Below are 20674 nucleotides of genomic sequence, written 5' to 3' on the forward strand. Positions count from 1 at the left end.
GTTAGGATGGCTCCTAACTCTTTTTTACTTTGAACTCTAATCACCCACCAAAATTACAATCTATTCTATTTTAAATGTTGTTTCAACTTCAGAGAAAATAAAATGAGTAACTGTTGTAGCAATGGGATTGATGTCGTTAATAAAGTCCTCTGCTTCAGAGAAACTTCTAAATTGTAACTTTAGCATATAACAAGCATTTCCTGCTATTCGATAACAAAAATCAACATTTGGGAGATGTTCAATTTTATTTATAAATTGTTTATAATTCCCATTTTTAATTGTTGCTTCTATTATACATTGAATAGGAAAACCAATCTTTTCATAATCCAGTTCTACGGTATATTGTTTAATTATCCCGAATGACTCCATCTGTTTTACTCGTTCTGTAACTGATGGAGAGGATAGGTTAACACGTTTACCAAGTTCTCGCATAGATAAACGGCTATTCTGAGATAGTTCTTGAATAATTTTTTTATCAATGTTATCAATTTTCATTTTTAAGGATTTCCTCCTTATCCTAGTTATAAATATTAATTATTTCAATTAAATTATTTAAAAATGGAATGTTAAATAATATTTCTAACAGATATATTTAATATTAGAGGAGGGATTAGAAAATGGCAAGAATACAACTGTCTAAATATGGGGAAACACCATTTCAACAATTGTTAGGACATCATAAAAAAATTATGGAAGCTTGGTCGGAGCTAGGGAACGAATTAGAGTGTGATGGATATTTATCTGCTACATTAAAAGAACAGGTGAGGAGAAGCTTGGCACAGGGGAATGGTTGCATGTATTGTAAAGCTAAAGGTAAACCAGATCCTAACCTTTTCGATGAAAAAACTTCGATTGCAGTAGGATTTGCGGAGGTGTTTTTAAAAACAGAAAAAGGTGATATTCCTGATAATGTTTTTAGTCTATTATATGAAACCTTTTCAGAAGAGGAAATTAGTGAGCTATGTGCTTTTATCTGTTTTACTACTTGTCAGCAATATTATGGTGCTTTGATGAAGTTAGATATTAAATAGTTTACAATCAGTTGTAATAAAAGGTACCTAAAGTTTATATTCAATAATAGCTTTCCTTCGATTAAATAAAAAATCGTTTTGAGGAAAGCTATTATTTTTAAACAGGTAAACTAGTTAATTCTTTTAATACTTCCCACTACCTCTGGATAATTTCAATTCACTCCATCATTTATTTAATTTACCAGCTACTTCCTTAGATTTAAAATTGTTTCCTATTATGTATAAATAAAATACTTGACGACTATAAATATATTGTGTAATGTGTAAATCGTAATGATTACGATTTATGGAAGGGTGTTTTGTTATGAAAAGATCATTTAGAAGATGGTTAGGTATGCTAGTGTTAATTTTATTACTAGTGGGATGTCAAGAATCTATGTCAACTGAAAACGACCCAGTAAATTCAATGGAAGAAGTAGGATCTCAAGCACCGAAGGAAGATGCAGAGGATATTAATGTAACGATTGAAGGGTTAGATGACCATTACCATACTGGTAGCGCAATTCAATTAACCGCTATATCAAATAAAGAAGTTGAACATCCACATTGGCACTGGTATACATTAGAACCAGGTTCTAATGAGTGGGAAATAGTTGAGGATCAAGCTACCAAAAACTATGACGGAGTTGCTATGACTGATGGTATACAGCTTAAAGCAGTTCTTTATAGTGAAAATCATGATGTCTTGGCAGAATCGGATTCCGTAACCATTACGATAGACGACCATCATGGACATGGTCATGATGAGGAAGCACAGAAAAGCTATGCTGGATATTTTGAAGATGGTCAAATTCAAGATCGTCCATTATCAGATTGGGAAGGTGATTGGCAGTCTGTATATCCATATTTATTAGATGGTACTTTGGATGAAGTATTTGCCCATAAAGCAGGAGAAAATGATAGTAAAACAGCAGAAGAATATAAAGAATACTATGATATAGGTTATCAAACAGAAGTTGATCGTATCGTAATTAAAGATAATATGGTAACTTTCTATGAAAATGGTAAAAGATATTCTGGTGAGTTTACATACGATGGATATGAAATCTTAGAGTATGAAGCAGGTAATAGAGGTGTACGTTATATCTTTAAACACGATGATGGAGTAGCGGGTGTTCCGACGTACATTCAATTCAGTGACCATAGTATTTATCCGACAGATGCCCATCATTTTCATCTTTATTGGGGAGATGATAGACAAGCATTATTGGAAGAAGTCGAAAACTGGCCGACATATTACCCATCTGAGTTAGATGGAGAAGGTATTGTGACAGAAATGCTTGCCCATTAAAATGATTGGTTATTTGATTGATATACACTTAACTCAAGTGGAACTGTCACCTCTTGAGTTAAATTTTAATTCTACTTATTTCTCTATATTACCAATATAAGAAGAAGGTGCTATATGTTACGTCAACATAAAATTCCAGTCACCATACTAACAGGGTTTTTAGGTTCTGGAAAAACAACGCTACTAAATCGGTTATTAAGAGACGCTAGAAATAGACATGCAGCAGTAATTATTAATGAATTCGGTGAGACCGGAATTGACTCTGAACTGGTATTCAGGACAAATGAAGAAATTATAGAGATTAACAAAGGATGTATTTGTTGTAATGTCCGGGCAGATTTAATTGAGGTACTTAAAAATTTAATTGTTAAATTGGCTAAAAAAGAGATTCAACTAAGTCGAGTAATTATAGAAACAACTGGACTTGCAAATCCAGCTCCTGTTATACAAACCTTTCTAATGGATGAGATAATGTCCTTTTGGTTTGAAATTGACAGTGTTTGTACCGTAGTAGATTCGAAACATTTGCCCCTTCACCTAGAGCAAGAAATAGCCCAAGAGCAAATCGCCTTTGCCGACTTGATTATTATGAATAAGCTAGATTTAGTGTCTCCTGAGGAGTTAAAGGATTTAGAACTTCGGATTAAACAGATGAATGCAACTGCTGAGATTATAAGTGTGACCAATAGTGAAGTACCCATGAATAAATTAATAGGCATAAATTCATTCCAATTAAGTGAAAAGGTAAAGATTCAGCCGGACTTACTTACAGAAACCCATTATCACCATCATCATGATCATATGAATTCTTTTGTTTTGAAATCAGACAAGCCCTTAATATTGGATCGGGTAAATAACTGGTTTTCTTACCTTGTCCAAATAAAAGGAGAGTCACTATATCGTTATAAAGGGATCTTACATGTAAAAGATGTAGATCGCCGTGTTGTGTTTCAAGGAGTTCATATGCTATTTGCAAGTACAGAAGATAGAAGATGGAAGGAAAATGAACCAAGAAAAAGCGAACTCGTTTTTATTGGGATGAATTTAAATGAGGAAGAGCTAAAAAAGGGATTCCGATATTGTATGGATCAAGATTTCAACCTTCAATTAGAAGGATATTTTTTTAAAGATTAAATCGTAATGATTACGCTTTATGAAAAGGAGAGATTTTATGACACAGAATATACCTGTTACTGTTTTAAGCGGTTACTTAGGATCAGGTAAAACAACAGTTTTAAATCATATTTTACACAATAAAGAGGGAATGAAGGTTGCTGTTATTGTAAATGACATGAGTGAAATAAATATTGATGTAGGGCTAGTCGAGAATGAAGGTACCTTATCAAGAGTAGATGAACAGTTGGTAGAGATGTCTAATGGATGTATTTGTTGTACCTTACGCGAGGACCTACTAATTGAGGTGGAAAAATTGGCGAAGGCTGGTAGGTTTGATTATATTCTAATTGAATCTACAGGAATTAGTGAGCCTATACCAGTTGCACAGACTTTTTCCTATATGGATGATCAATTAGGAATAGACCTTAACAAGTATTGTAAATTAGATACGATGGTAACTATTGTCGATGCAAGTCGTTTTTGGAATGATTTCGGCTCTGGTGAAAGTTTATTGGATAGAAAGGAAGCAGTTTCAGAATATGATGAAAGAGAGATTTCAGATCTACTAATCGACCAAATTGAATTCTGTGACGTACTAATTCTCAATAAATGCGATTTAATTGATGATGCTGACCTGATTAAGCTAGAAGGAGTACTTAGAAAGCTACAACCAGATGCAAAATTTATTAAAACCTCGTATGGAGTAGTGAACCCGAAAGAAATCCTGCATACGAACTCCTTTGATTTTGAGAAAGCAAGTACATCAGCAGGATGGTTGAAAGAGTTGACCAACGGACCAGATGAGCATGTGCCTGAAACAGAAGAATATGGCATTGGATCGTTTGTATATGAACGTCGACTTCCTTTTCATTCTAAACGATTATTACGGTTTATTGAAACGATGCCAGACAATATCGTAAGGTCTAAAGGTATTATGTGGTTAGCAACTAGAAATGAGTATTCAGTCTTACTTTCTCAAGCAGGACTCTCGGCTAATATAGAACCTCTAGCATATTGGGTGGCAGCACTACCTGAAACTAGAAGAAATGCGATTTTCAAGGAAAATCCAGAAGTGTTGCAATCATGGGATTTGAAGTTTGGAGACCGTAAAACACAATTAGTATTTATTGGGTTGGAATTAGATAAAGAAACAATTACGAAAGAACTGGACAAATGCTTATTAAGCCCATCTGAAATGGAGAGTGATTGGAGTACGTTACCAGATCCATTCGAATGGACTATTCAAACAGTATAAAAATGATAATAAGGAGGAAATCGGTAATGGCTAAAAAGTCCAAAGTAGCAAAAGCATTGAAACAACAAAAAATGGTAGAAAAATATACTGAAATAAGAAGAGAATTAAAAGAAAAGGGTGACTATGAAGCACTAAGAAAATTACCGCGTGACTCATCACCTACAAGATTAAAAAATCGTTGTGCAATTACAGGACGTCCAAGAGGGTACATGCGTAAGTTTGGCTTATCAAGAATTGCCTTTCGAGAATATGCGCATAAAGGCCAAGTGCCAGGTGTGAAGAAATCAAGTTGGTAGGAATTATTAGAAGTCGATAGAATGGAAAAATACTAATTGATAGGAATGCTATTGGACAAACATATAGGGAAAAATGAGTAAATGTCCAATAGATAGGTTTTATTAGACAATATATAAGGAATAATCAAGGTTTTTGTCCAGTAACCTGGTGACTATAGAAAGAAGAAAATGAAGACGGGTGGCCGTATTCCTCATTTTCTTCTTTTTTACTTATACTTCAGTCGTTCACTTCGTATTTGAGCATTGACTACTAATTTGAGAAGTTGTTGTTTAAGAATCATATTAGGATATGGTACTATGAAATAGACATAACTCAGGCTGTGTATTATAAAGCACTAGGAGGATTCGCAATGATTTACATTGGATTAACTGGTTGGGGAGATCATGATACTCTCTATACAGAGGATCTTAAACCAAGGGATAAATTAGCAGAATATAGCAGTCACTTCCCAGTAGTTGAATTGGATGCCTCCTTTTATGCGATACAGCCGGTACGGAATACTTTGAAGTGGGTTAAAGATACTCCTGAAAAATTTCGCTTTGTTGTAAAAGCTTATCAAGGCATGACTGGTCATGAGCGTAATGAGATTCCTTTTGAAAATAAAGAAATAATGTTTCAAGCATTTAAAGACTCATTAAAACCTTTTCAAGAGGCAGATAAGTTAGCAATGGTTTTATTTCAATTTCCGCCATGGTTTGAATGCAATCGAGAAAATGTAAATTATTTAAGGTATTGTAAGAAAATGATGGACGACTTACCAATTGCTTTGGAATTTAGAAATCAATCTTGGTATTGTGAAAAATTCCGTGAGAGTACCATTTCTTTTATGAAACAGAATGGTTGGATTCATTCGGTTGCAGATGAGCCTCAAGCAGGTGAAGGGTCTATTCCAATTGTACCGGTCGTTACTAATTCGAGTATGACATTAATTCGAATGCATGGTCGTAATGTTCATGGATGGACTAAACCTAAAAATGCGGATACAAATTGGCGAGAAGTTCGCTATTTATATAAATATAATAGGGAAGAACTATTAGAGTGGAAAGAACGGGTTTTGGAATTGTCCAAGGATTCAAAGGATATCATAGTTTTATTCAATAATAATTCTGGAGGAGATGCTGCTGGTAACGCAAAAGAATTTCAGCAAATTCTTGGAATAGAATATGAAGGATTAGCTCCAAAGCAACTTGGTCTATTTTAACGATAAGGAGGTTAAGAGAACTTACTCTTAACCTCCTTTTTTTGATACTACAATGAATTATTTTAAAATTTCATTAATTATTACCTATTAAATTCTTAGTTATGATACTATAACTTTAATATTATAGACACCATAAGTCATTACATAAAACAAATAACTTATAGGAGTCTTGACATGAAAAAAGAAAAATTAATTAAAAAGTATGATCGTAAGGTTGCCATGTATGAAAATAATCGCTACAACCCAACTGTTGCTGTATGGCGAGACAAATTAGTTAAAGATGCCTTTGGAAAGGTGTTAGAAGTTGGCGTAGGAGTTGGAGCTAACTTTCCATTTTATGATCCAGAAAAGGTAAAAGAGGTTACTGGAGTTGATTTTAGTTATGAGATGATAAAAAGTGCCAAACAGTTAGCAGTTAAATACCAGCTAAATGCAAATTTTATTCACCAGGATATTGATACTCTCATATTCGAATCGAATTCATTTGATAGTATCGTATCTACGCTAACACTTTGTAGCTATCCTTATCCAGTAGAAACGTTAAATAAGTATAATGATTGGTGTAAAAAGGATGGTAGATTACTATTTTTAGAACATGGATTAAGTGCGAACTCCATATTGGCAGTAACACAAAAAATAGTTAATCCCTTATATAGAAAAATTGCTGGTTGCCATTGTAATCGAGATATAAGTAAAATCTTAAAGGAGTCAAAATTGGAAGTGGAACATTTGGAACAGCATTGGAATGGAATGGTTTCTTTAATTTGGGCAAAACCTTCCAAGTAATCAAGAAAGGGATATTATAATGTATAAACAAGGAAAAACCATTTATTTACGACAATTAATGAAAGTAGATAATACAAGTATTTATAAAGCAGTTCAAGATGAAGAAATCCGCTATATGACAGGGACGAGGAACAACTTTACGATGGAACAATTAAACGAGCATGTAGATCGTACTTCAACCGATAATTCTCGATATGACTTTGCGATATGTTTAAATGAGACTGATGAGATTATTGGTGACCTTACGATATTAGATGTAGACGAGAATAATAAAAAAGCAGCGTTTCGTATAGCGCTACATGATAAGAAGTATTTTAATAAAGGTTATGGTACAGAAGCGGTCAATCTTGCTCTTAGCTTTACGTTTGAAGAACTGAAATTACACCGATTACAATTGGAAGTATACTCCCATAATAAACGAGCAATTAAGGCTTATGAGAAAGCAGGATTTAAAGTAGAAGGCATATTAAGAGATTCGCTACTTTATAATGAATCTTACTCTGATGAAATTGTGATGGGGATACTAGCAGAGGAGTATTTTGCTAACTACAAAGGGAGAGAATAAAATGCAATATTTTATCGGGATTGTTCCCCCTGACGAATATAAAAATAGAATAATAAACTTCCAACAGCAATGGGAAAATAACACTATCATGAATGTCGTCGAACCACATATTACGTTGAAGGCTCAAGGTGGATTAACGAGTGATAGGAAGTGGTTGACAAAAGTAATAGCTACTTGCAGAGAATTTTCTCCTTTTGAAATTGAATTGAGCACTCCTGATTTTTTTGGGGAAGAAATTCTATATTTGAGTTGTCAAGCTAAAGATTTAGTTTTACTACATCACCACTTAATGGACGTTATCAAACCATCAGAAGAACTCATTAACCAATACTTTGAAAAGGAAAAATTTGTTGCTCATTTAACTTTGGGGAAGGTTTACTATGGTCTTTCAAAACAAGAACTTGAGGAAATGGCTGAATTAGCTTATGAACACCTAATACCTTTTCCAACGTATACTGTGGATTTCGTTCGAGTATATCAAGAAATCAAGTCTAAACAGTATGTTAAATTTATGGATATTCCATTAGGGGATAACTCGCTGGAGGTATAATGTGACACCTTTTACAGAGAAAGTAATTAACATCATAAAACAAATACCTGAAGGAAAGGTAATGACTTATGGCCAAATTGCTAGAATCGCTGGGAGCCCTAGGGCTGCACGTCAGGTTGTTCGTATTTTACACTCCATGAGTAAAAAATACCACCTTCCATGGCATCGCGTTATTAACTCCAGAGGAAAGATTGCTATTAAGGATCAAGCTGCATATCAAGAACAACTTCTAAATCTTGAGGCAGAAGGAGTAGAAATGGGTCAACAAGATTGCATTGACTTAGAAAAATATCAATGGGAACCAAAATAACATGGAGGTCTTAATATGGAATTTATTAATGCCAATCAAAAGAAGTCCTCTAACAATCAAATTTATAGATGTATATAAAAATGAAAATGCGATAACAAATTAGCTGTTATCGCATTATTTCTTAAAAGACTTTCGTTGTCCAATCTTCACAGTTCCATTTATCGGTTACGACACCTTCATAAAATTCTGGTTCGTGGGAAATGAGAAGAACACTTCCTTTATATTCTTTTAATGCTCGTTTTAATTCTACCTTTGCATCATGATCTAAGTGGTTTGTTGGCTCATCGAGTACTAATAAATTCGTTTCGCGATTGATTAATTTACATAATCTTACTTTAGCTTTTTCGCCACCGCTTAAAACTTGTACCTTACTCTCAATGTGCTTTGTTGTTAATCCACATTTTGCCAGTGCTGCACGCACCTCATATTGTGTAAAGTGAGGAAATTCATCCCATACTTCTTCAATACAGGTGTTCGTATTAGTCGTTTTGATTTCTTGTTCAAAGTAACCAATATGCAAATTATCTCCAAGTTGTACAGTGCCAGAAACAGGTTTGATCTCTCCTAAAATACTTCTTAAAAGAGTAGTCTTTCCAATACCGTTAGCACCATATAGGGCAATCTTTTGCCCGCGTTCCATCGTTAAGTTAAGTGGACGAGATAATGGTTCATTATAACCGATAACAAGGTCAGTTGTTTCAAATATATATTTGCTTGGTGTACGAGCTTCTTTGAAATGGAACTCTGGCTTTGGCTTTTCTGCATCAAGCTCAATAACATCCATCTTATCTAATTTCTTCTGACGTGATTGAGCCATTCTTGCTGTTGCTGCATTTGCTTTATTACGAGCAACGAAGTCTTTTAGATGTGCAATCTCTTTTTGCTGTTTTTTATATGCTGCCAATTGCTGATGTTTCTTTAGCTCGTGTAACCTTAAGAATTCATCATAGTCACCTGGATATCTAGTTAATTCAAGATTCTCCATATGATAAATTAAATTTACAACACTATTTAAAAATGGAATATCATGGGAAATCAGGATAAATGCATTATCATAATTCTGTAAATACGTTTTTAACCATTCAATATGCTCCACATCTAGATAGTTTGTTGGCTCATCGAGAAGTAAGATTTCTGGTTTTTCTAAAAGCAGTTTAGCAAGTAATACTTTCGTACGCTGCCCTCCACTCAAATCGTGGACATCTCGGTCTAATCCGAAATCATTTAGGCCAAGACCATTCGCAACCTCTTCTACTTTTGCATCAATCGTGTAGAAGTCATTGTTAGTAAGAGCATCCTGCATCCGACCAGTTTCATCTAGTAGCTTTTCTAGTTCTTCAGGGGAAACTTCCCCCATTTTAGCGAACAGCTGATTCATCTCTTCTTCCATATCATATAAATATTGAAATGCTGTTCGAAGTACATCTCGTATAGACATGCCTTGTTTTAATTCAGCGTGTTGATCTAAATAACCAACACGGACATGCTTTGCCCAGGAAATATCTCCAGCATCTGGCTGCAGCTTCCCAGTAATTATATTCATAAACGTAGACTTACCTTCTCCATTTGCTCCAATAAGTCCGATATGTTCACCTTGTAATAAACGGAATGACACATTTTCTAGTATGGCACGATCACCAAATCCGTGACTTAAATTTTTAACTGTTAGTAAACTCATAATCCGTAACACCTTTTCCTTCCTAGGTACATTCTTTCTTATTATAAGGATATTTTTACAAAAGTGATAGGGGGTAAATAATGAAAAATAAAAATTATCACCAGATATTAATACTTGGTATAATTTCAGGTTGAATGTATAATTATTTTAATAAAGAAAATGGTGGAATGGAGTGGGAACAATAATGAGTAAGGGTAAAATTGCATTTGTTACTGATAGTACAGTTTTTTTAACGGAGGAGTTAAGAGCACATCCTGACGTATACGTCGTTCCAATCGTAATTATTTCAAATGGGAAAGAATATGAGGATGGAATAACATTATCGTCTGAACAATTGTATGAAATTATTCGTACTGAAAAAGAAGTTCCCAAAACCTCCCAACCGAATGTTGAGCAGTTTAAGCTACTTTATGAGGAATTAAAGCTTAAATATGACCATATTATAGCTATTCACGTTTCAGAAAAGTTAAGTGGAACAATTTCAAGCTCGAAGGCAGGGTTGGAGCAAGTAGGATTAGAAGCTCATATTATAGACTCTGGATCATTGTCTTTTGCAATTACATTTTTACTTGAAAAAGGTATTGAATTAGTTGATAAAGACCTGAATTATAAGGATATTGTAGAAGCGTTAACTGTTATGGCTAAAAAACATAAAAATTTAATTCTTCTAGATACACTAGAACAGCTTTTTAAAGGGGGAAGACTTACTGGTGCTCAGTTTGTACTAGGAAATCTCTTAAAAATTAAACCTATTTTATCGATCGGAGAAACTGGGGAACTAGGTGTATTGGAGCGTATTCGTTCTGAGAAAAAAGCTACTCGAAGAATAATAGAATTAATTAAGGAATCTTGTACGGAACATCCTGTGTCTAAAATTGCGGTTGCCAATGCAAATGCTCCTGAAAAAGCGGAAGCACTGCGAGAAGAGATTAAATTATTATTTCCAGATATGGAGATTGTAATTGGTGAAGTAAGTTCGTCCTTAGCAGTTCATGCTGGCGAAGGAGCAATAGCTGTATTTTGGACTATATAAAGACATAGGCAGGTATTGCCTATGTCTTATTTATTCCTTCTCATATTTTATATATTGATAGTTAGATGTTGGAATACGGCTAATGATGTTTCCTTCAGCATCTTTGTGAATCTCATATTCTTGATATGTTTCCACTATTTTCCCATTGACTTCATTCATTTCTTCTAAGATAAATTCCAAAGAACTCGATGCGGAGCGCTCTATTTGCATTGCATCTACGTCTACTGACTCATCATCTTCTTGGAATTGATAATATATCGAATCTTCACTAGGTGGGGGAGAATCTAGTAATATTGATATAGTAATCACGATTATTGCCCCTATTAAGGCAAGGTTCGTTTTCATGTCTATACCCCTTTCAAAAATTTTATTAGTAATATATATGCATGTCCGATGTAATTAATCGTAAAATTGGTTAAAATGATGTTGTATGAATTGGAAAGGGGTAGGAATATATGTATCGAAAAAAAGAAGATTTTTTACAAGATTGGGATCAAGCTGTTAAGGGAACCGTTCGAGTTCTTGAAGCGTTATCAGATGACAAGTTAAATCAGTCTATTGTTGAAGGACATAATACTTTAGGTTGGTTAGGATGGCATTTAGCAACTGCATTAGCATTTTTTGGCGGTGAAATTGGATTGAAGGTAGAATCAGCTGGTGGACCAAATAATGTTCCAACAAGTGCAACTGAAATCGTTAAAGCTTATAAGAAATCAGCAGAAGAGATTAAACAAGGTGTAGAAGCTTTAACGGAAGAACAGTTAGTAGAGACAGTTGACAGCTTTGGAACCCAACTATCTAGAGGCGCATTATTACGTTCAATGATTGATCATCAAACACATCACCGTGGTCAAATGACTGTTCTTTTAAGACAAGCAGATTTGAAGGTTCCTGGTGTAATGGGGCCAACTAAAGAAGATCAGATGTAAAGAGGAAAGGGCCTTTGGCACCTTATGGAGTTTTAGAAATTGGTGAAAAAGGACAAATAAGTATACTCTTTAAAGAGGTACCATATGATAACAGTGCATTTCTTATATCAATTTATCAAACGAAATTTCCGGCCTATGGAATTGTACTTCGAGCATTTCATGGTAACCAACACTTACAAATGTTAAATTAAATAAATAACTAGTCAATGTTTTTAGTATGTTGTACTAATTAGTAACCTTCTTGAACGCTAGAAATTAGTCTAGCGTTCTTTTATTATGAAAGTTTAATAATAGCCAAGTCTTTTGGAACATATAATTAGGTTTTAAATAAAGGGTAATCTGGAACAATATAGTTGTTTTATACTGTCTTGAACGTGTATTTTCGAGGACAGTATTATTTGTCGTAATTTTCATTGTTTTACTACCGGATTTAGTGTATAAATTATATATTAAAAGAAATAAGAACAGGGCGTGACTTATGGAAAAACAGAATACATCCATTATGGAACAATGGAAACGAAATAGCATACTATTTCTTGGAGGACAGTCTATCTCACTATTTGGTTCTTCGTTAGTTCAGTATGCAATCATGTGGTATGTTGTATTAAATACTCAATCAGGAATGATGATGACAGTCTATATTCTGTGCGGGTTTATACCTACCTTTATCCTTTCCCCATTTGCAGGGGTGTGGGCAGACCGTTATGATCGTAAAAAACTAATCATTATTTCGGATGCTTCCATTGCCTTTGTAACCTTGATATTGGCCATTGTATTCTTAATGGGCTATGAATCGTTATGGCTTATGTTTTTAATTGCTGCGGTTCGTGCATTAGGTACTGGTATTCAAACACCAGCTGTAGGAGCAATTATACCGCAGTTTGTGCCTGAGGATAAGCTAGTAAAAGTAAATGGAGCAAATGGTAGTATTCAAGCGCTAGTTATGCTTTTAGCTCCAATGGCTAGTGGAGCACTACTCGGGCTTGCTTCCATTGAAATTATCTTTTTTATTGATGTTGTGACGGCAGCCATTGCTATATTTATCATGTTAGTATTGTTACATATACCAAAACATAAAAAGGCAGTGGAAGAGGAGCAAGTTAGTTATTTAGATGATTTAAAGAAAGGGTTTATTTATATAAATAACCATACTTTCTTAAAAAAGTTTTTCTTCTTCTTTGCACTATTTTTTGTTTTTGCCGCGGCGCCCTCTTTTTTAACTCCATTACAAGTAGCCCGTAGTTTTGGAGATGATGTTTGGCGCTTGACAGCCATTGAAGTAACATTTTCTATTGGAATGATGATTGGTGGAGTTGTCATAGCTACATGGGGCGGATTTAAAAATAAAATACATACGATGACATTAGCGTGTATTTTATTTGGTGTTTTAACGATAGGACTTGGAGCTATTCCAAACTTTACAATTTACTTGTCGTTAATGGCCATTATTGGTTTAACGATGCCGTTATTTAGTACACCATCAACTACCTTATTACAAGAAAGAGTTGAACCAGACTTTTTAGGAAGGGTATTTGGTGTCGTTGGGATGATATCCACCTCGATGATGCCACTAGGAATGTTAATTTTCGGCCCAATTGCAGATATCATTAAGATTGAGTGGCTGTTAATAGGGACTGGTATTATTACATTTTTTGCAAGCTTCTTCCTAATTGGTAGTAAAGAATTGTTAAAAGCCGGTGAGCCAGTCATTAAAAATGAACTCGAGGAAAAAACGGAAAGTTAATCTATTGAAGTCAACCTTTTAGAAGAAAAAAGTTTTAAAGGACAATGTTTCTTTTAAAACTTTTTTTATTTTCTCTTGACCTTTACGTTGCGTAAAGGTTTAGAATGAAATTGTCAGGAGGGGATCAGTATTGGAATATACCGTAAATAAATTAGCTCGTATGTCAGGAGTAAGCGGCCGCACGCTCCGTTATTATGATCAGATTGGGTTATTAAAGCCGGCAAGAATTAATTCATCTGGTTACCGAATTTATGGGCAAAAAGAAGTAGATTTGCTTCAACAAATCCTATTTTTTAGAGAGTTAGACGTTAGTCTAGAGGATATTATGGAAATAATCCAACAACCTGATTTTAATCAAAGTAAAACACTGAAAGACCACTATGAGAAACTGAAGCAAAAAAGAGCCCGTCTTGACAAGATTATGGCAAATATTGAAAAAACCATAGCAAGTATTGAAGGAGGAGTAGCGATGCAAGATAATGAAAAGTTTGCTGGATTTAAAGAAAAACTAATTGAAACTAATGAAAAGAATTATGGAAAAGAAATACGTAAAAAGTATGGTGATGAAACAGTTGATGCTAGTAATGCTAAGTTAAGAGATATGGCCGAAGAAGATTATAAAGCAATGACTGAGCTTGGTGAAGAGATAATGAAATTACTAAAAGAAGCATATGTAACTGGGGACCCTTCATCGGAAAAAGCCCAAGAGCTTGCAGAGAAACATAAAAAGTGGTTAATGTATTCTTGGCCAAGTTATTCCAAAGAGGCACATGCAGGATTAGCGGAAATGTATGTTGCAGATGAACGGTTTAAAGCTTATTATGACAATGCTGTTAAAGGTGGTACGAAGTTTTTACGAGATTCGATTTTGATTTATTTAGGTAGTGAATAAAAAAATGCCATGCACCTGATTGATTGGTGCATGGCATTGTACATATCGTTTAATCTAATTCCATTGTCCCCTTAACTTGTGATAAATATTCTGCATACTTGATAAAAAGAAGACTTATGAAGAAAAAGCATATTCCTAATAGTAATTCAGCACTTAATTGAGGAACAATAGCTGAGTAATTTCCCTCATTTATAATTTGTTTTGTCAACCCTACACCACGAGTTAATGGAACAAAGTCAGAGAGAGAAATTAGCCAAGCCGGCATGATAGATTGTGGATAATTAGCGCCACTTAACAATAATAAGGTACTTGCTAATAGATTCGCTATTAGATGCATAGATGGTGTCCATAGACAGAAACACCCTATTATTAAGCCAAGACCACAAGCAGAAAAAATAGAAACTACCCAAACACTGAATAGTGGTAGTAATGCTTCTACTGGTAAGGTGATTTGAAAGACTAGAAAACCAAACGTAAAGCCCAAAATAGAAGTGAAAAGGCCATTTAATACATGCGCTAAAGACCTAGAAAGGAAAAGTCCTGCCTTATTAACTGGTGATGCCATCACAAGTTGAAGTGTTCCCATTCTACGATCTGATGTAATAACGGACATGATACCAAATACAGAGCTTAAAACACAAAGAATTAATGCATTTGCCCCTATATAGCCTGCCAATCCTTCACCATCATACACATGATTTACTAAAACCCCGAAGAAAAGTAACTGGCTCAAAGGACTTAAGACCATAACAAGCATGTATACTTTCGGGTCTAGCCAACCAAAAAGTGCACGGTACGATAAGATGCATTGGCGTCCAAAACGAAATAAACCATCCATTTAATACACCCCCAATTTTCCAGATACTCTCGCTTTTTTTTCTACTGCTCGATAGCAAAACACCCCAAGTCCTATGTAAATCAAGGTGGTAACTACTAGACCAGTTAAAGGTTCTCGAATCAGAACTAAAGTAGTATCCTCCATAGTTACCTTACGTAGTAATTCAATTGCCCATGTAGGAGGGATTGCATAGGAGAGAGGTTGAACCCAAATTGGTAAAATAGCTACCGGAAACATAAAGCCGCATAGTAAATAAATTGGATATTCAATAAAATTCATTAATGCTTCGGCTTGCCTTGAAAGAGTAAAAGCGAGCGACAGGAAAAATGAAAATACGATTAAAGCTAATAGAACGAAAAATATCGCACTAATAAATACAATAAGATTCGGTATCATGATGTCTACCCCAAATATTACAACTAGATAAACAAAAGAAATGATCATGGATAAGAATCCCCAAAACGTATTTCCGATAATTTTTCCAATTAATATAACGGCAAAAGGTACAGGAGATACAAAAATAATTTCTAATGTCCCATAAAATCTCTCCCGGTTCACGTCACTTGCAGATGAAAATACAATAGATGACCAAAGTGCCATAAATCCAGAACCTAAAATAACATAATGGGAAATTTCCTCTGAAGATGCTGAGCTATATACAAATATAGCGATGGTAGCAAGGAAAAGTGGTGAAATCCATATTATAAATTGAAACATTGGTCTAGCCATGGATAACCCCATATGAACTCGGATTGTCTGTAATAATGCTCTTATCATGAAACTTTTCCTCCTATTAATTGGACATAGACATCCTCAAGGGTTGGCTTTGTAATAGATAAATCTTGAATAACGACTTCTTGCATTGTTTCATAAATAAGTGGTACAACGGTCTGTGGGTTATTTGTATGTAATTTAATCGAAGTTAAAATATCCTCATTTTTAGTCTGAACATGCTGTACACCAGGAAGGCTAGAAAGTTGATTAATTTTCATATCGTTCCCACCGATTATAGTGAAATCAATTACCGAAACATTATCTGTTTTTTGCTTAATGTTTTGTGGACTGTCTATATCCACTATTTCTCCTTTATCGATAAAAGCAATCCTGTCACAAAGTTCATCTGCTTCAAACATATAGTGAGTTGTGAGCAATATCGTTGTCCCATTATTATTTAATTGTCTAATGATGTCCCTAAGTTTTCTTGCACTTACAGGATCTAAGCCAATAGAAGGTTCATCTAAGAATAAAATTTCCGGATTATTAACTAATCCTCTAGCTATCTGAAGTCTTTGCTTCATCCCTTTAGAGAAAGTTTCTACTCTTTGATGAGCAACTTCTTTTAATCCAACTAGTTCTAAAAGTTCATTGATCCGTTCTTTTTGTTCAGAAAGGGGAATTTTATATAAGTCGGAAAAATAAGCTAGGTTATCGTACGCGGATAATCGCCAGTAAAGATTCCGTTCTCCCCCCAAAATGAAATTGATGTGTGGTCTAAGCAATTTCGTCTCTGTTACTGGATTAAGCCCTAAGACCGAAACTTTTCCCGAAGTAGGGGTAAGCATCGTAGTAAGTATCTTTATCATCGTCGTTTTGCCTGCACCATTTGGTCCAAGTAAACCAAATATTTCGCCCTTTTTTACGGTGAAGGATATTCCCTTTAAAGCATCTACTTCTTTTCTTTTTTTCTTAATGTAGCCAATCTCTGTTTTATAGGTTCTTTTTACCCGAGATACTTCAATGACAACGTCACTCATTATTCCACCCCTTAATATTAGATAATTATCTTATAAGATGATTGTATTATATTGTATGGTTTTGTCAAGGAAGATTTTTTTAAGGAATAATACAAACTAAAAGAACCATCTTACTACTAGGAGGTGGTAAGATGGGAAAAGACCGTCAAGAAAAAAAGTTAAAGAAAAGTAGAAGAGTTGAATCTGATCGTGATGTCGGTTTACGTTACAAAGGTTCTACAATTATGTCTAGTCCAGAAGAGGCTATGGAATTAAATGATGGAAAGAAATAGTAAGGTAAGAAAGGGAAATTCCAATTATTAGGAATATCCCTTTCTTATATTTAAAGAATGGATTATGGTTTGTGTAAAAAAGTGGCTTAACTTTTGTAAAAAAAGACTCTTTAACTAATAGTTTTTCTCTGCCATGAATAAGATGACAATGAGAAATAATTAACATATTTCTAATCGAATTTTAATCTTATTGTTATTTTGCTTTAAGGATAAATGGCTATATTAAAAATATAAACGGAGGAAGATTTAGGCACTAAATTAATATGAGTTACTGGAGTTTATAGTTTCTATCTCTTTTGCATAAACGATTATCTATACACTTGATAATTAAAACGATAGAAACGGTAGGAGGAAAAGATGGAACAAGCTACTTTCCCAAATCAAATCTCAGAGCTACAAGCAATTGAACTAGCAGAGAGTGTCATAGAAGGCTCGGTTGTAGAAATGGAATTAGATGTAGAGAATGGCAACTATGTATTAGCACTAAAAACAAGTAATGGAAAAGCTAAAATTGAATTAAATGCGATTACCGGTGAAATATTAAAACTGGCAAATTCATGTTCTAATAATTAGATTATAAATTTTATCAAAGAGGTTGGGACATAACAAAATAGTACAGATGTAAAGCCGAATAATTCATCTTACCAGAACCGGAAATATACGGAGACTCCTTGAAAAAGAAAAGCACTTCTTCTTCGTTCGGTGTGTCGCTGCCGAAGCATTCCTTGGGACCGTGGTTACTCGTCCCACCGAAACCTTTGTCGTGCGGGAGGAAAAGGCATCGGTGAGACCCCATTGATGCCACTCTAGTCTGCAAGTGATGCTTAGTAGTAAGCTTCCTCGGGGCAAAGCAGTAAACGCAAGTAGTAGCCTGGCTCGCTAGCTTCCTGACGAAAAAGAAGACACCGCAAGGGTTCTTTCGAGCGGATGTCGCCTTGTACTGGAAGTAACCGCAAGTATATTTCCGGTGTATGGTAGGTGAACTATATTCGGTTGTTCGTTTGACTAACATACTTTTGTCCCAACATCTTTTTTCATGGAATAAACTATCGGAATTAATGCCTATCACTTATAATGTAAGAATAATGCGAATTCACGTTATTAGTGAGAAATGAGGTAAAAAATGAAACCGACTTTCGGCCGTAAGGTTCAAAATGGTGATTATCAATTGAGAAAAGGTGCATATGCCATTGTATTAAATGATTCTAAGGATCACGTGTTAACAGTACATAATGGAAGAGGCTTTCATTTTCTTCCTGGTGGTGGAATGGAAAAGAATGAGGATGCCTATCGGTGTTTGGAAAGGGAAATGCTTGAAGAAACGGGATATAGACTAAAGGTGGGTACTTATATAGGAACTGCTTATTATTATTTCATTTCAAGTAAAGGTGAGTATATATTAAGCGATGGTTATTTCTACTCTGCTAGAATACTTGAGAAGGTGCAAGAGCCCATTGAAGAGGACCACTTTCTAGAATGGGTTCTACTTTCAGAAATGGACAAACTTTTCTTCTATAAACACCAAGTGTGGGCAGTAAAAGAAGTAGTTGGGCTTGAAGAATAGTCTTAGGGGGGATTAGTTTGGGCTATATTGAGGACTTAAGAAAAATAGTTGGTCATAGACCCTTGATATTAGTAGGTGCTGTCGTTATTATAACGAATCCGAATGGAAATATCTTATTGCAACAGCGGAAGTTTCCACATGGAGTATGGGGAATTCCGGGAGGGTTAATGGAACTTGGAGAATCGACAGAGGAAGTGGCTAGAAGAGAAGTAATGGAAGAGACCGGATTAACAATTGGTAAACTACATTTAATTGGCGTATATTCCGGTAAAAATCACTTTATGATAGCAGAAAATGGCGATCAATTTTATGTTGTTACAATTGCATATTATACGGATGAATATGAAGGAGAAATAGAAGTAGACCAATCCGAATCAATCAGGTTTGAATTCTTTAACCCACAAGAATTACATGGCAAAGTAGTCGGAAGCCATAGGGAAATCATTATAGATTACATTAAAAAAAGGGGAGAGTCTCATAAATAGGACTCTCCTTTAACATGTTGTGGTAGAATAAATTGGTTTAAATGATCAAAAAACGATTTTGTAAATGCTTCGTCACAAGTGAAATATTTAATATTTCCTACCTTTTCCTCTTTAATAAATCCAGCCTTTTTTAAAATCTCTAAGTGGTGAGAGACTGTTGCAGTAGTAATTCCTAAGTATTCTGCAAGCTTTGCGCCATACTCTTTTTTTCCAGATAACATTTTCAAAATAAGCAATCGATTTTGATCAGATAGAGCTTTTAATTTTGTTTCCAACTCTGTACTAAATTCTCTATCATCAGACAAAGGTTTAGCACACCCATAAATAACGATACAAATATCTTTATTAAATATTCGATATCGGTGTGGTGTTAGATAATAAGACGGTATAAAATAATACATTTTATAAACACTCGTCCTTCGAAATGTCTTTCCCATTACATATTGTGCTATGTTAAGTGGCTCCATCTTTAAAGCCTTTACTTCATGTATAGAAGCATTAACTGTTTCCTTCACTTCTTGTAACCCATTCTCAAAAACGTTGGTAGATGATAGGTCTAAAAGAAGCATGGATATTTTTTCTCTATAACTATCAATATTTGTAATGAAGTTCTTCATGAATTGTCGTTCTTCAGCCGTTTCCCAATATATATGAGATTCAAATGTATCGATAGAAGTGGGAGAGCTTACTAGCTCCTTAATTTGAGCAAATGGAATTACTTCTCCAAAAAAGTGATATAAAAATTCTTCACTTGGGAGTTCTGAAGATTTATGTATAAATTGATCTACCGTATTAAAATATGGAACTGGTAGAAACAAACTCATTAATTCAAGGAAATCCAAATTCGATAATTGTTGCCATTCCATTATGAATTCTTTGGATTGGTTACTTAATTCATTTCTTAACTGGTTGTGAGTTTCTATAAGGAATTCATGTTGCTTCGGATTAACTAAAGATGAAAGCAGAGCAATTGCTTCAACTACAGGTGAATGAAAATGCTCTATTATAACTGCTGCTGATTTATAATTGTGTTCTTCTCTTTCTGAGGCCATTCAATACCTCCTATTCATGATTTGTATTTAT

26 protein-coding genes are annotated in these 20674 nt (G+C 34.6%); 19 read left to right on the forward strand and 7 right to left on the reverse strand.

Going from position 1 to position 20674, the window contains the following annotated elements; translation table 11 throughout:
• Positions 1-60: 60 nt before the first annotated feature.
• Entirely contained in the window at positions 61-495 is a 435-nt protein-coding gene (locus tag AB1K81_RS02805; protein WP_412975131.1) for an Lrp/AsnC family transcriptional regulator, read from the reverse strand.
• A gap of 122 nt (positions 496-617) precedes the next feature.
• On the opposite strand from AB1K81_RS02805, the gene AB1K81_RS02810 reads away from it, so the two are divergent.
• The 10 genes from AB1K81_RS02810 (at position 618) to AB1K81_RS02855 (ending at position 8402) form a co-directional block, all read left to right on the forward strand.
• Positions 618-1031 carry a carboxymuconolactone decarboxylase family protein gene (locus AB1K81_RS02810; RefSeq protein ID WP_412975132.1) on the forward strand — a complete coding sequence of 138 codons (414 nt, stop codon included), beginning with the start codon at positions 618-620 and terminating at the stop codon, positions 1029-1031.
• Positions 1032-1335: 304 nt separating this feature from the next.
• Positions 1336-2322 (forward strand): ZinT family metal-binding protein, encoded by a 987-nt coding sequence (locus tag AB1K81_RS02815; RefSeq protein WP_412975133.1) that lies wholly within the window; start codon positions 1336-1338, stop codon positions 2320-2322.
• Between the two features lie 114 nt (positions 2323-2436).
• Positions 2437-3456 carry a CobW family GTP-binding protein gene (locus AB1K81_RS02820; protein ID WP_412975134.1) on the forward strand — a complete coding sequence of 340 codons (1020 nt, stop codon included), beginning with the start codon at positions 2437-2439 and terminating at the stop codon, positions 3454-3456.
• A gap of 37 nt (positions 3457-3493) precedes the next feature.
• Positions 3494-4693: a GTP-binding protein gene (locus tag AB1K81_RS02825; protein ID WP_412975135.1), complete on the forward strand. Its 1200-nt coding sequence runs from the start codon at positions 3494-3496 to the stop codon at positions 4691-4693.
• 26 nt (positions 4694-4719) lie between these two features.
• Positions 4720-4989: a 30S ribosomal protein S14 gene (gene rpsN, locus AB1K81_RS02830; RefSeq protein ID WP_412975136.1), complete on the forward strand. Its 270-nt coding sequence runs from the start codon at positions 4720-4722 to the stop codon at positions 4987-4989.
• 350 nt (positions 4990-5339) lie between these two features.
• Entirely contained in the window at positions 5340-6191 is an 852-nt protein-coding gene (locus AB1K81_RS02835; protein ID WP_412975137.1) for a DUF72 domain-containing protein, read from the forward strand.
• Positions 6192-6365: 174 nt separating this feature from the next.
• Complete coding sequence (locus tag AB1K81_RS02840; protein WP_412975138.1) at positions 6366-6977, forward strand: class I SAM-dependent methyltransferase; 612 nt, start codon at positions 6366-6368, stop codon at positions 6975-6977.
• Between the two features lie 19 nt (positions 6978-6996).
• Positions 6997-7542 (forward strand): GNAT family N-acetyltransferase, encoded by a 546-nt coding sequence (locus AB1K81_RS02845; protein ID WP_412975139.1) that lies wholly within the window; start codon positions 6997-6999, stop codon positions 7540-7542.
• 1 nt (position 7543) lies between these two features.
• Positions 7544-8092, forward strand: coding sequence for a 2'-5' RNA ligase family protein (locus AB1K81_RS02850; RefSeq protein WP_412975140.1), 549 nt, complete (start codon positions 7544-7546; stop codon positions 8090-8092).
• Position 8093: 1 nt separating this feature from the next.
• Positions 8094-8402, forward strand: a complete 309-nt coding sequence (locus AB1K81_RS02855) for an MGMT family protein (protein ID WP_412975141.1) — start codon at positions 8094-8096, stop codon at positions 8400-8402.
• Positions 8403-8523: 121 nt separating this feature from the next.
• Here AB1K81_RS02855 and AB1K81_RS02860 read toward each other — a convergent pair whose 3' ends face one another.
• Complete coding sequence (locus AB1K81_RS02860) at positions 8524-10080, reverse strand: ABC-F family ATP-binding cassette domain-containing protein (protein WP_412975142.1); 1557 nt, start codon at positions 10078-10080, stop codon at positions 8524-8526.
• A 184-nt stretch (positions 10081-10264) separates the two neighbouring features.
• Here AB1K81_RS02860 and AB1K81_RS02865 point away from each other — a divergent pair, with 184 nt between their 5' ends.
• Complete coding sequence (locus AB1K81_RS02865; protein ID WP_412975143.1) at positions 10265-11113, forward strand: DegV family protein; 849 nt, start codon at positions 10265-10267, stop codon at positions 11111-11113.
• Positions 11114-11143: 30 nt separating this feature from the next.
• Here AB1K81_RS02865 and AB1K81_RS02870 read toward each other — a convergent pair whose 3' ends face one another.
• Entirely contained in the window at positions 11144-11458 is a 315-nt protein-coding gene (locus AB1K81_RS02870) for a hypothetical protein (protein WP_412975144.1), read from the reverse strand.
• Positions 11459-11568: 110 nt separating this feature from the next.
• Here AB1K81_RS02870 and AB1K81_RS02875 point away from each other — a divergent pair, with 110 nt between their 5' ends.
• The 4 genes from AB1K81_RS02875 to AB1K81_RS02890 all read left to right on the forward strand — a co-directional run bounded on the left by AB1K81_RS02875 (position 11569) and on the right by AB1K81_RS02890 (position 14678).
• On the forward strand, positions 11569-12042 hold the full coding sequence (locus AB1K81_RS02875) for a DinB family protein (RefSeq protein WP_412975145.1): 474 nt from the start codon (positions 11569-11571) through the stop codon (positions 12040-12042).
• 14 nt (positions 12043-12056) lie between these two features.
• Entirely contained in the window at positions 12057-12233 is a 177-nt protein-coding gene (locus AB1K81_RS02880; RefSeq protein ID WP_412975146.1) for a hypothetical protein, read from the forward strand.
• Between the two features lie 287 nt (positions 12234-12520).
• A complete protein-coding gene (locus AB1K81_RS02885; RefSeq protein ID WP_412975147.1) occupies positions 12521-13786 on the forward strand; it encodes an MFS transporter in 1266 nt (421 codons plus the stop codon).
• A 130-nt stretch (positions 13787-13916) separates the two neighbouring features.
• Positions 13917-14678 (forward strand): MerR family transcriptional regulator, encoded by a 762-nt coding sequence (locus AB1K81_RS02890; RefSeq protein ID WP_412975148.1) that lies wholly within the window; start codon positions 13917-13919, stop codon positions 14676-14678.
• A gap of 49 nt (positions 14679-14727) precedes the next feature.
• Here the strand turns inward: AB1K81_RS02890 and AB1K81_RS02895 are convergent, their stop codons facing one another.
• The 3 genes from AB1K81_RS02895 to AB1K81_RS02905 are packed head-to-tail and all read right to left on the reverse strand — an operon-like array spanning position 14728 to position 17270.
• A complete protein-coding gene (locus AB1K81_RS02895; RefSeq protein WP_412975149.1) occupies positions 14728-15516 on the reverse strand; it encodes an ABC transporter permease in 789 nt (262 codons plus the stop codon).
• Positions 15517-16293, reverse strand: a complete 777-nt coding sequence (locus AB1K81_RS02900) for an ABC transporter permease (RefSeq protein ID WP_412975150.1) — start codon at positions 16291-16293, stop codon at positions 15517-15519. It lies immediately after the preceding gene.
• Positions 16290-17270, reverse strand: coding sequence for an ABC transporter ATP-binding protein (locus tag AB1K81_RS02905; protein ID WP_412975151.1), 981 nt, complete (start codon positions 17268-17270; stop codon positions 16290-16292). Before AB1K81_RS02905 ends, AB1K81_RS02900 begins: the two co-directional genes overlap by 4 nt.
• 131 nt (positions 17271-17401) lie before the next feature.
• Between AB1K81_RS02905 and AB1K81_RS02910 the strand changes: the two genes are divergently transcribed.
• The 4 genes from AB1K81_RS02910 to AB1K81_RS02925 all read left to right on the forward strand — a co-directional run bounded on the left by AB1K81_RS02910 (position 17402) and on the right by AB1K81_RS02925 (position 19591).
• Positions 17402-17542, forward strand: a complete 141-nt coding sequence (locus AB1K81_RS02910) for a YpzI family protein (RefSeq protein WP_064971738.1) — start codon at positions 17402-17404, stop codon at positions 17540-17542.
• Positions 17543-17899: 357 nt separating this feature from the next.
• A complete protein-coding gene (locus AB1K81_RS02915) occupies positions 17900-18115 on the forward strand; it encodes a PepSY domain-containing protein (protein ID WP_412975152.1) in 216 nt (71 codons plus the stop codon).
• Positions 18116-18665: 550 nt separating this feature from the next.
• Positions 18666-19106, forward strand: a complete 441-nt coding sequence (locus tag AB1K81_RS02920; RefSeq protein WP_412975153.1) for an NUDIX domain-containing protein — start codon at positions 18666-18668, stop codon at positions 19104-19106.
• Between the two features lie 17 nt (positions 19107-19123).
• Positions 19124-19591, forward strand: a complete 468-nt coding sequence (locus AB1K81_RS02925) for an NUDIX hydrolase (protein ID WP_412975154.1) — start codon at positions 19124-19126, stop codon at positions 19589-19591.
• Here the strand turns inward: AB1K81_RS02925 and AB1K81_RS02930 are convergent.
• Positions 19582-20643 (reverse strand): ArsR/SmtB family transcription factor, encoded by a 1062-nt coding sequence (locus tag AB1K81_RS02930; RefSeq protein ID WP_412975155.1) that lies wholly within the window; start codon positions 20641-20643, stop codon positions 19582-19584. The genes AB1K81_RS02925 and AB1K81_RS02930 overlap by 10 nt on opposite strands.
• Positions 20644-20674 lie beyond the last annotated feature (31 nt).

The organism is Ornithinibacillus jepli, assembly GCF_047228935.1.
Lineage (GTDB): Bacteria > Bacillota > Bacilli > Bacillales > Amphibacillaceae > Ornithinibacillus.

Excerpts from the sequence above, each read along its gene's own strand:
- AB1K81_RS02885 (WP_412975147.1), top strand. The coding sequence starts at position 12,521 with ATGGAAAAACAGAATACATCCATTATGGAACAATGGAAACGAAATAGC.
- AB1K81_RS02840 (WP_412975138.1), top strand. The coding sequence starts at position 6,366 with ATGAAAAAAGAAAAATTAATTAAAAAGTATGATCGTAAGGTTGCCATG.
- AB1K81_RS02870 (WP_412975144.1), bottom strand. The coding sequence starts at position 11,458 with ATGAAAACGAACCTTGCCTTAATAGGGGCAATAATCGTGATTACTATA.
- AB1K81_RS02895 (WP_412975149.1), bottom strand. The coding sequence starts at position 15,516 with ATGGATGGTTTATTTCGTTTTGGACGCCAATGCATCTTATCGTACCGT.
- AB1K81_RS02860 (WP_412975142.1), bottom strand. The coding sequence starts at position 10,080 with ATGAGTTTACTAACAGTTAAAAATTTAAGTCACGGATTTGGTGATCGT.
- AB1K81_RS02820 (WP_412975134.1), top strand. The coding sequence starts at position 2,437 with ATGTTACGTCAACATAAAATTCCAGTCACCATACTAACAGGGTTTTTA.
- AB1K81_RS02810 (WP_412975132.1), top strand. The coding sequence starts at position 618 with ATGGCAAGAATACAACTGTCTAAATATGGGGAAACACCATTTCAACAA.
- rpsN (WP_412975136.1), top strand. The coding sequence starts at position 4,720 with ATGGCTAAAAAGTCCAAAGTAGCAAAAGCATTGAAACAACAAAAAATG.
- AB1K81_RS02850 (WP_412975140.1), top strand. The coding sequence starts at position 7,544 with ATGCAATATTTTATCGGGATTGTTCCCCCTGACGAATATAAAAATAGA.
- AB1K81_RS02865 (WP_412975143.1), top strand. The coding sequence starts at position 10,265 with ATGAGTAAGGGTAAAATTGCATTTGTTACTGATAGTACAGTTTTTTTA.
- AB1K81_RS02815 (WP_412975133.1), top strand. The coding sequence starts at position 1,336 with ATGAAAAGATCATTTAGAAGATGGTTAGGTATGCTAGTGTTAATTTTA.
- AB1K81_RS02845 (WP_412975139.1), top strand. The coding sequence starts at position 6,997 with ATGTATAAACAAGGAAAAACCATTTATTTACGACAATTAATGAAAGTA.
- AB1K81_RS02900 (WP_412975150.1), bottom strand. The coding sequence starts at position 16,293 with ATGATAAGAGCATTATTACAGACAATCCGAGTTCATATGGGGTTATCC.
- AB1K81_RS02905 (WP_412975151.1), bottom strand. The coding sequence starts at position 17,270 with ATGAGTGACGTTGTCATTGAAGTATCTCGGGTAAAAAGAACCTATAAA.
- AB1K81_RS02915 (WP_412975152.1), top strand. The coding sequence starts at position 17,900 with ATGGAACAAGCTACTTTCCCAAATCAAATCTCAGAGCTACAAGCAATT.
- AB1K81_RS02825 (WP_412975135.1), top strand. The coding sequence starts at position 3,494 with ATGACACAGAATATACCTGTTACTGTTTTAAGCGGTTACTTAGGATCA.
- AB1K81_RS02930 (WP_412975155.1), bottom strand. The coding sequence starts at position 20,643 with ATGGCCTCAGAAAGAGAAGAACACAATTATAAATCAGCAGCAGTTATA.
- AB1K81_RS02920 (WP_412975153.1), top strand. The coding sequence starts at position 18,666 with ATGAAACCGACTTTCGGCCGTAAGGTTCAAAATGGTGATTATCAATTG.
- AB1K81_RS02910 (WP_064971738.1), top strand. The coding sequence starts at position 17,402 with ATGGGAAAAGACCGTCAAGAAAAAAAGTTAAAGAAAAGTAGAAGAGTT.
- AB1K81_RS02875 (WP_412975145.1), top strand. The coding sequence starts at position 11,569 with ATGTATCGAAAAAAAGAAGATTTTTTACAAGATTGGGATCAAGCTGTT.
- AB1K81_RS02805 (WP_412975131.1), bottom strand. The coding sequence starts at position 495 with ATGAAAATTGATAACATTGATAAAAAAATTATTCAAGAACTATCTCAG.
- AB1K81_RS02835 (WP_412975137.1), top strand. The coding sequence starts at position 5,340 with ATGATTTACATTGGATTAACTGGTTGGGGAGATCATGATACTCTCTAT.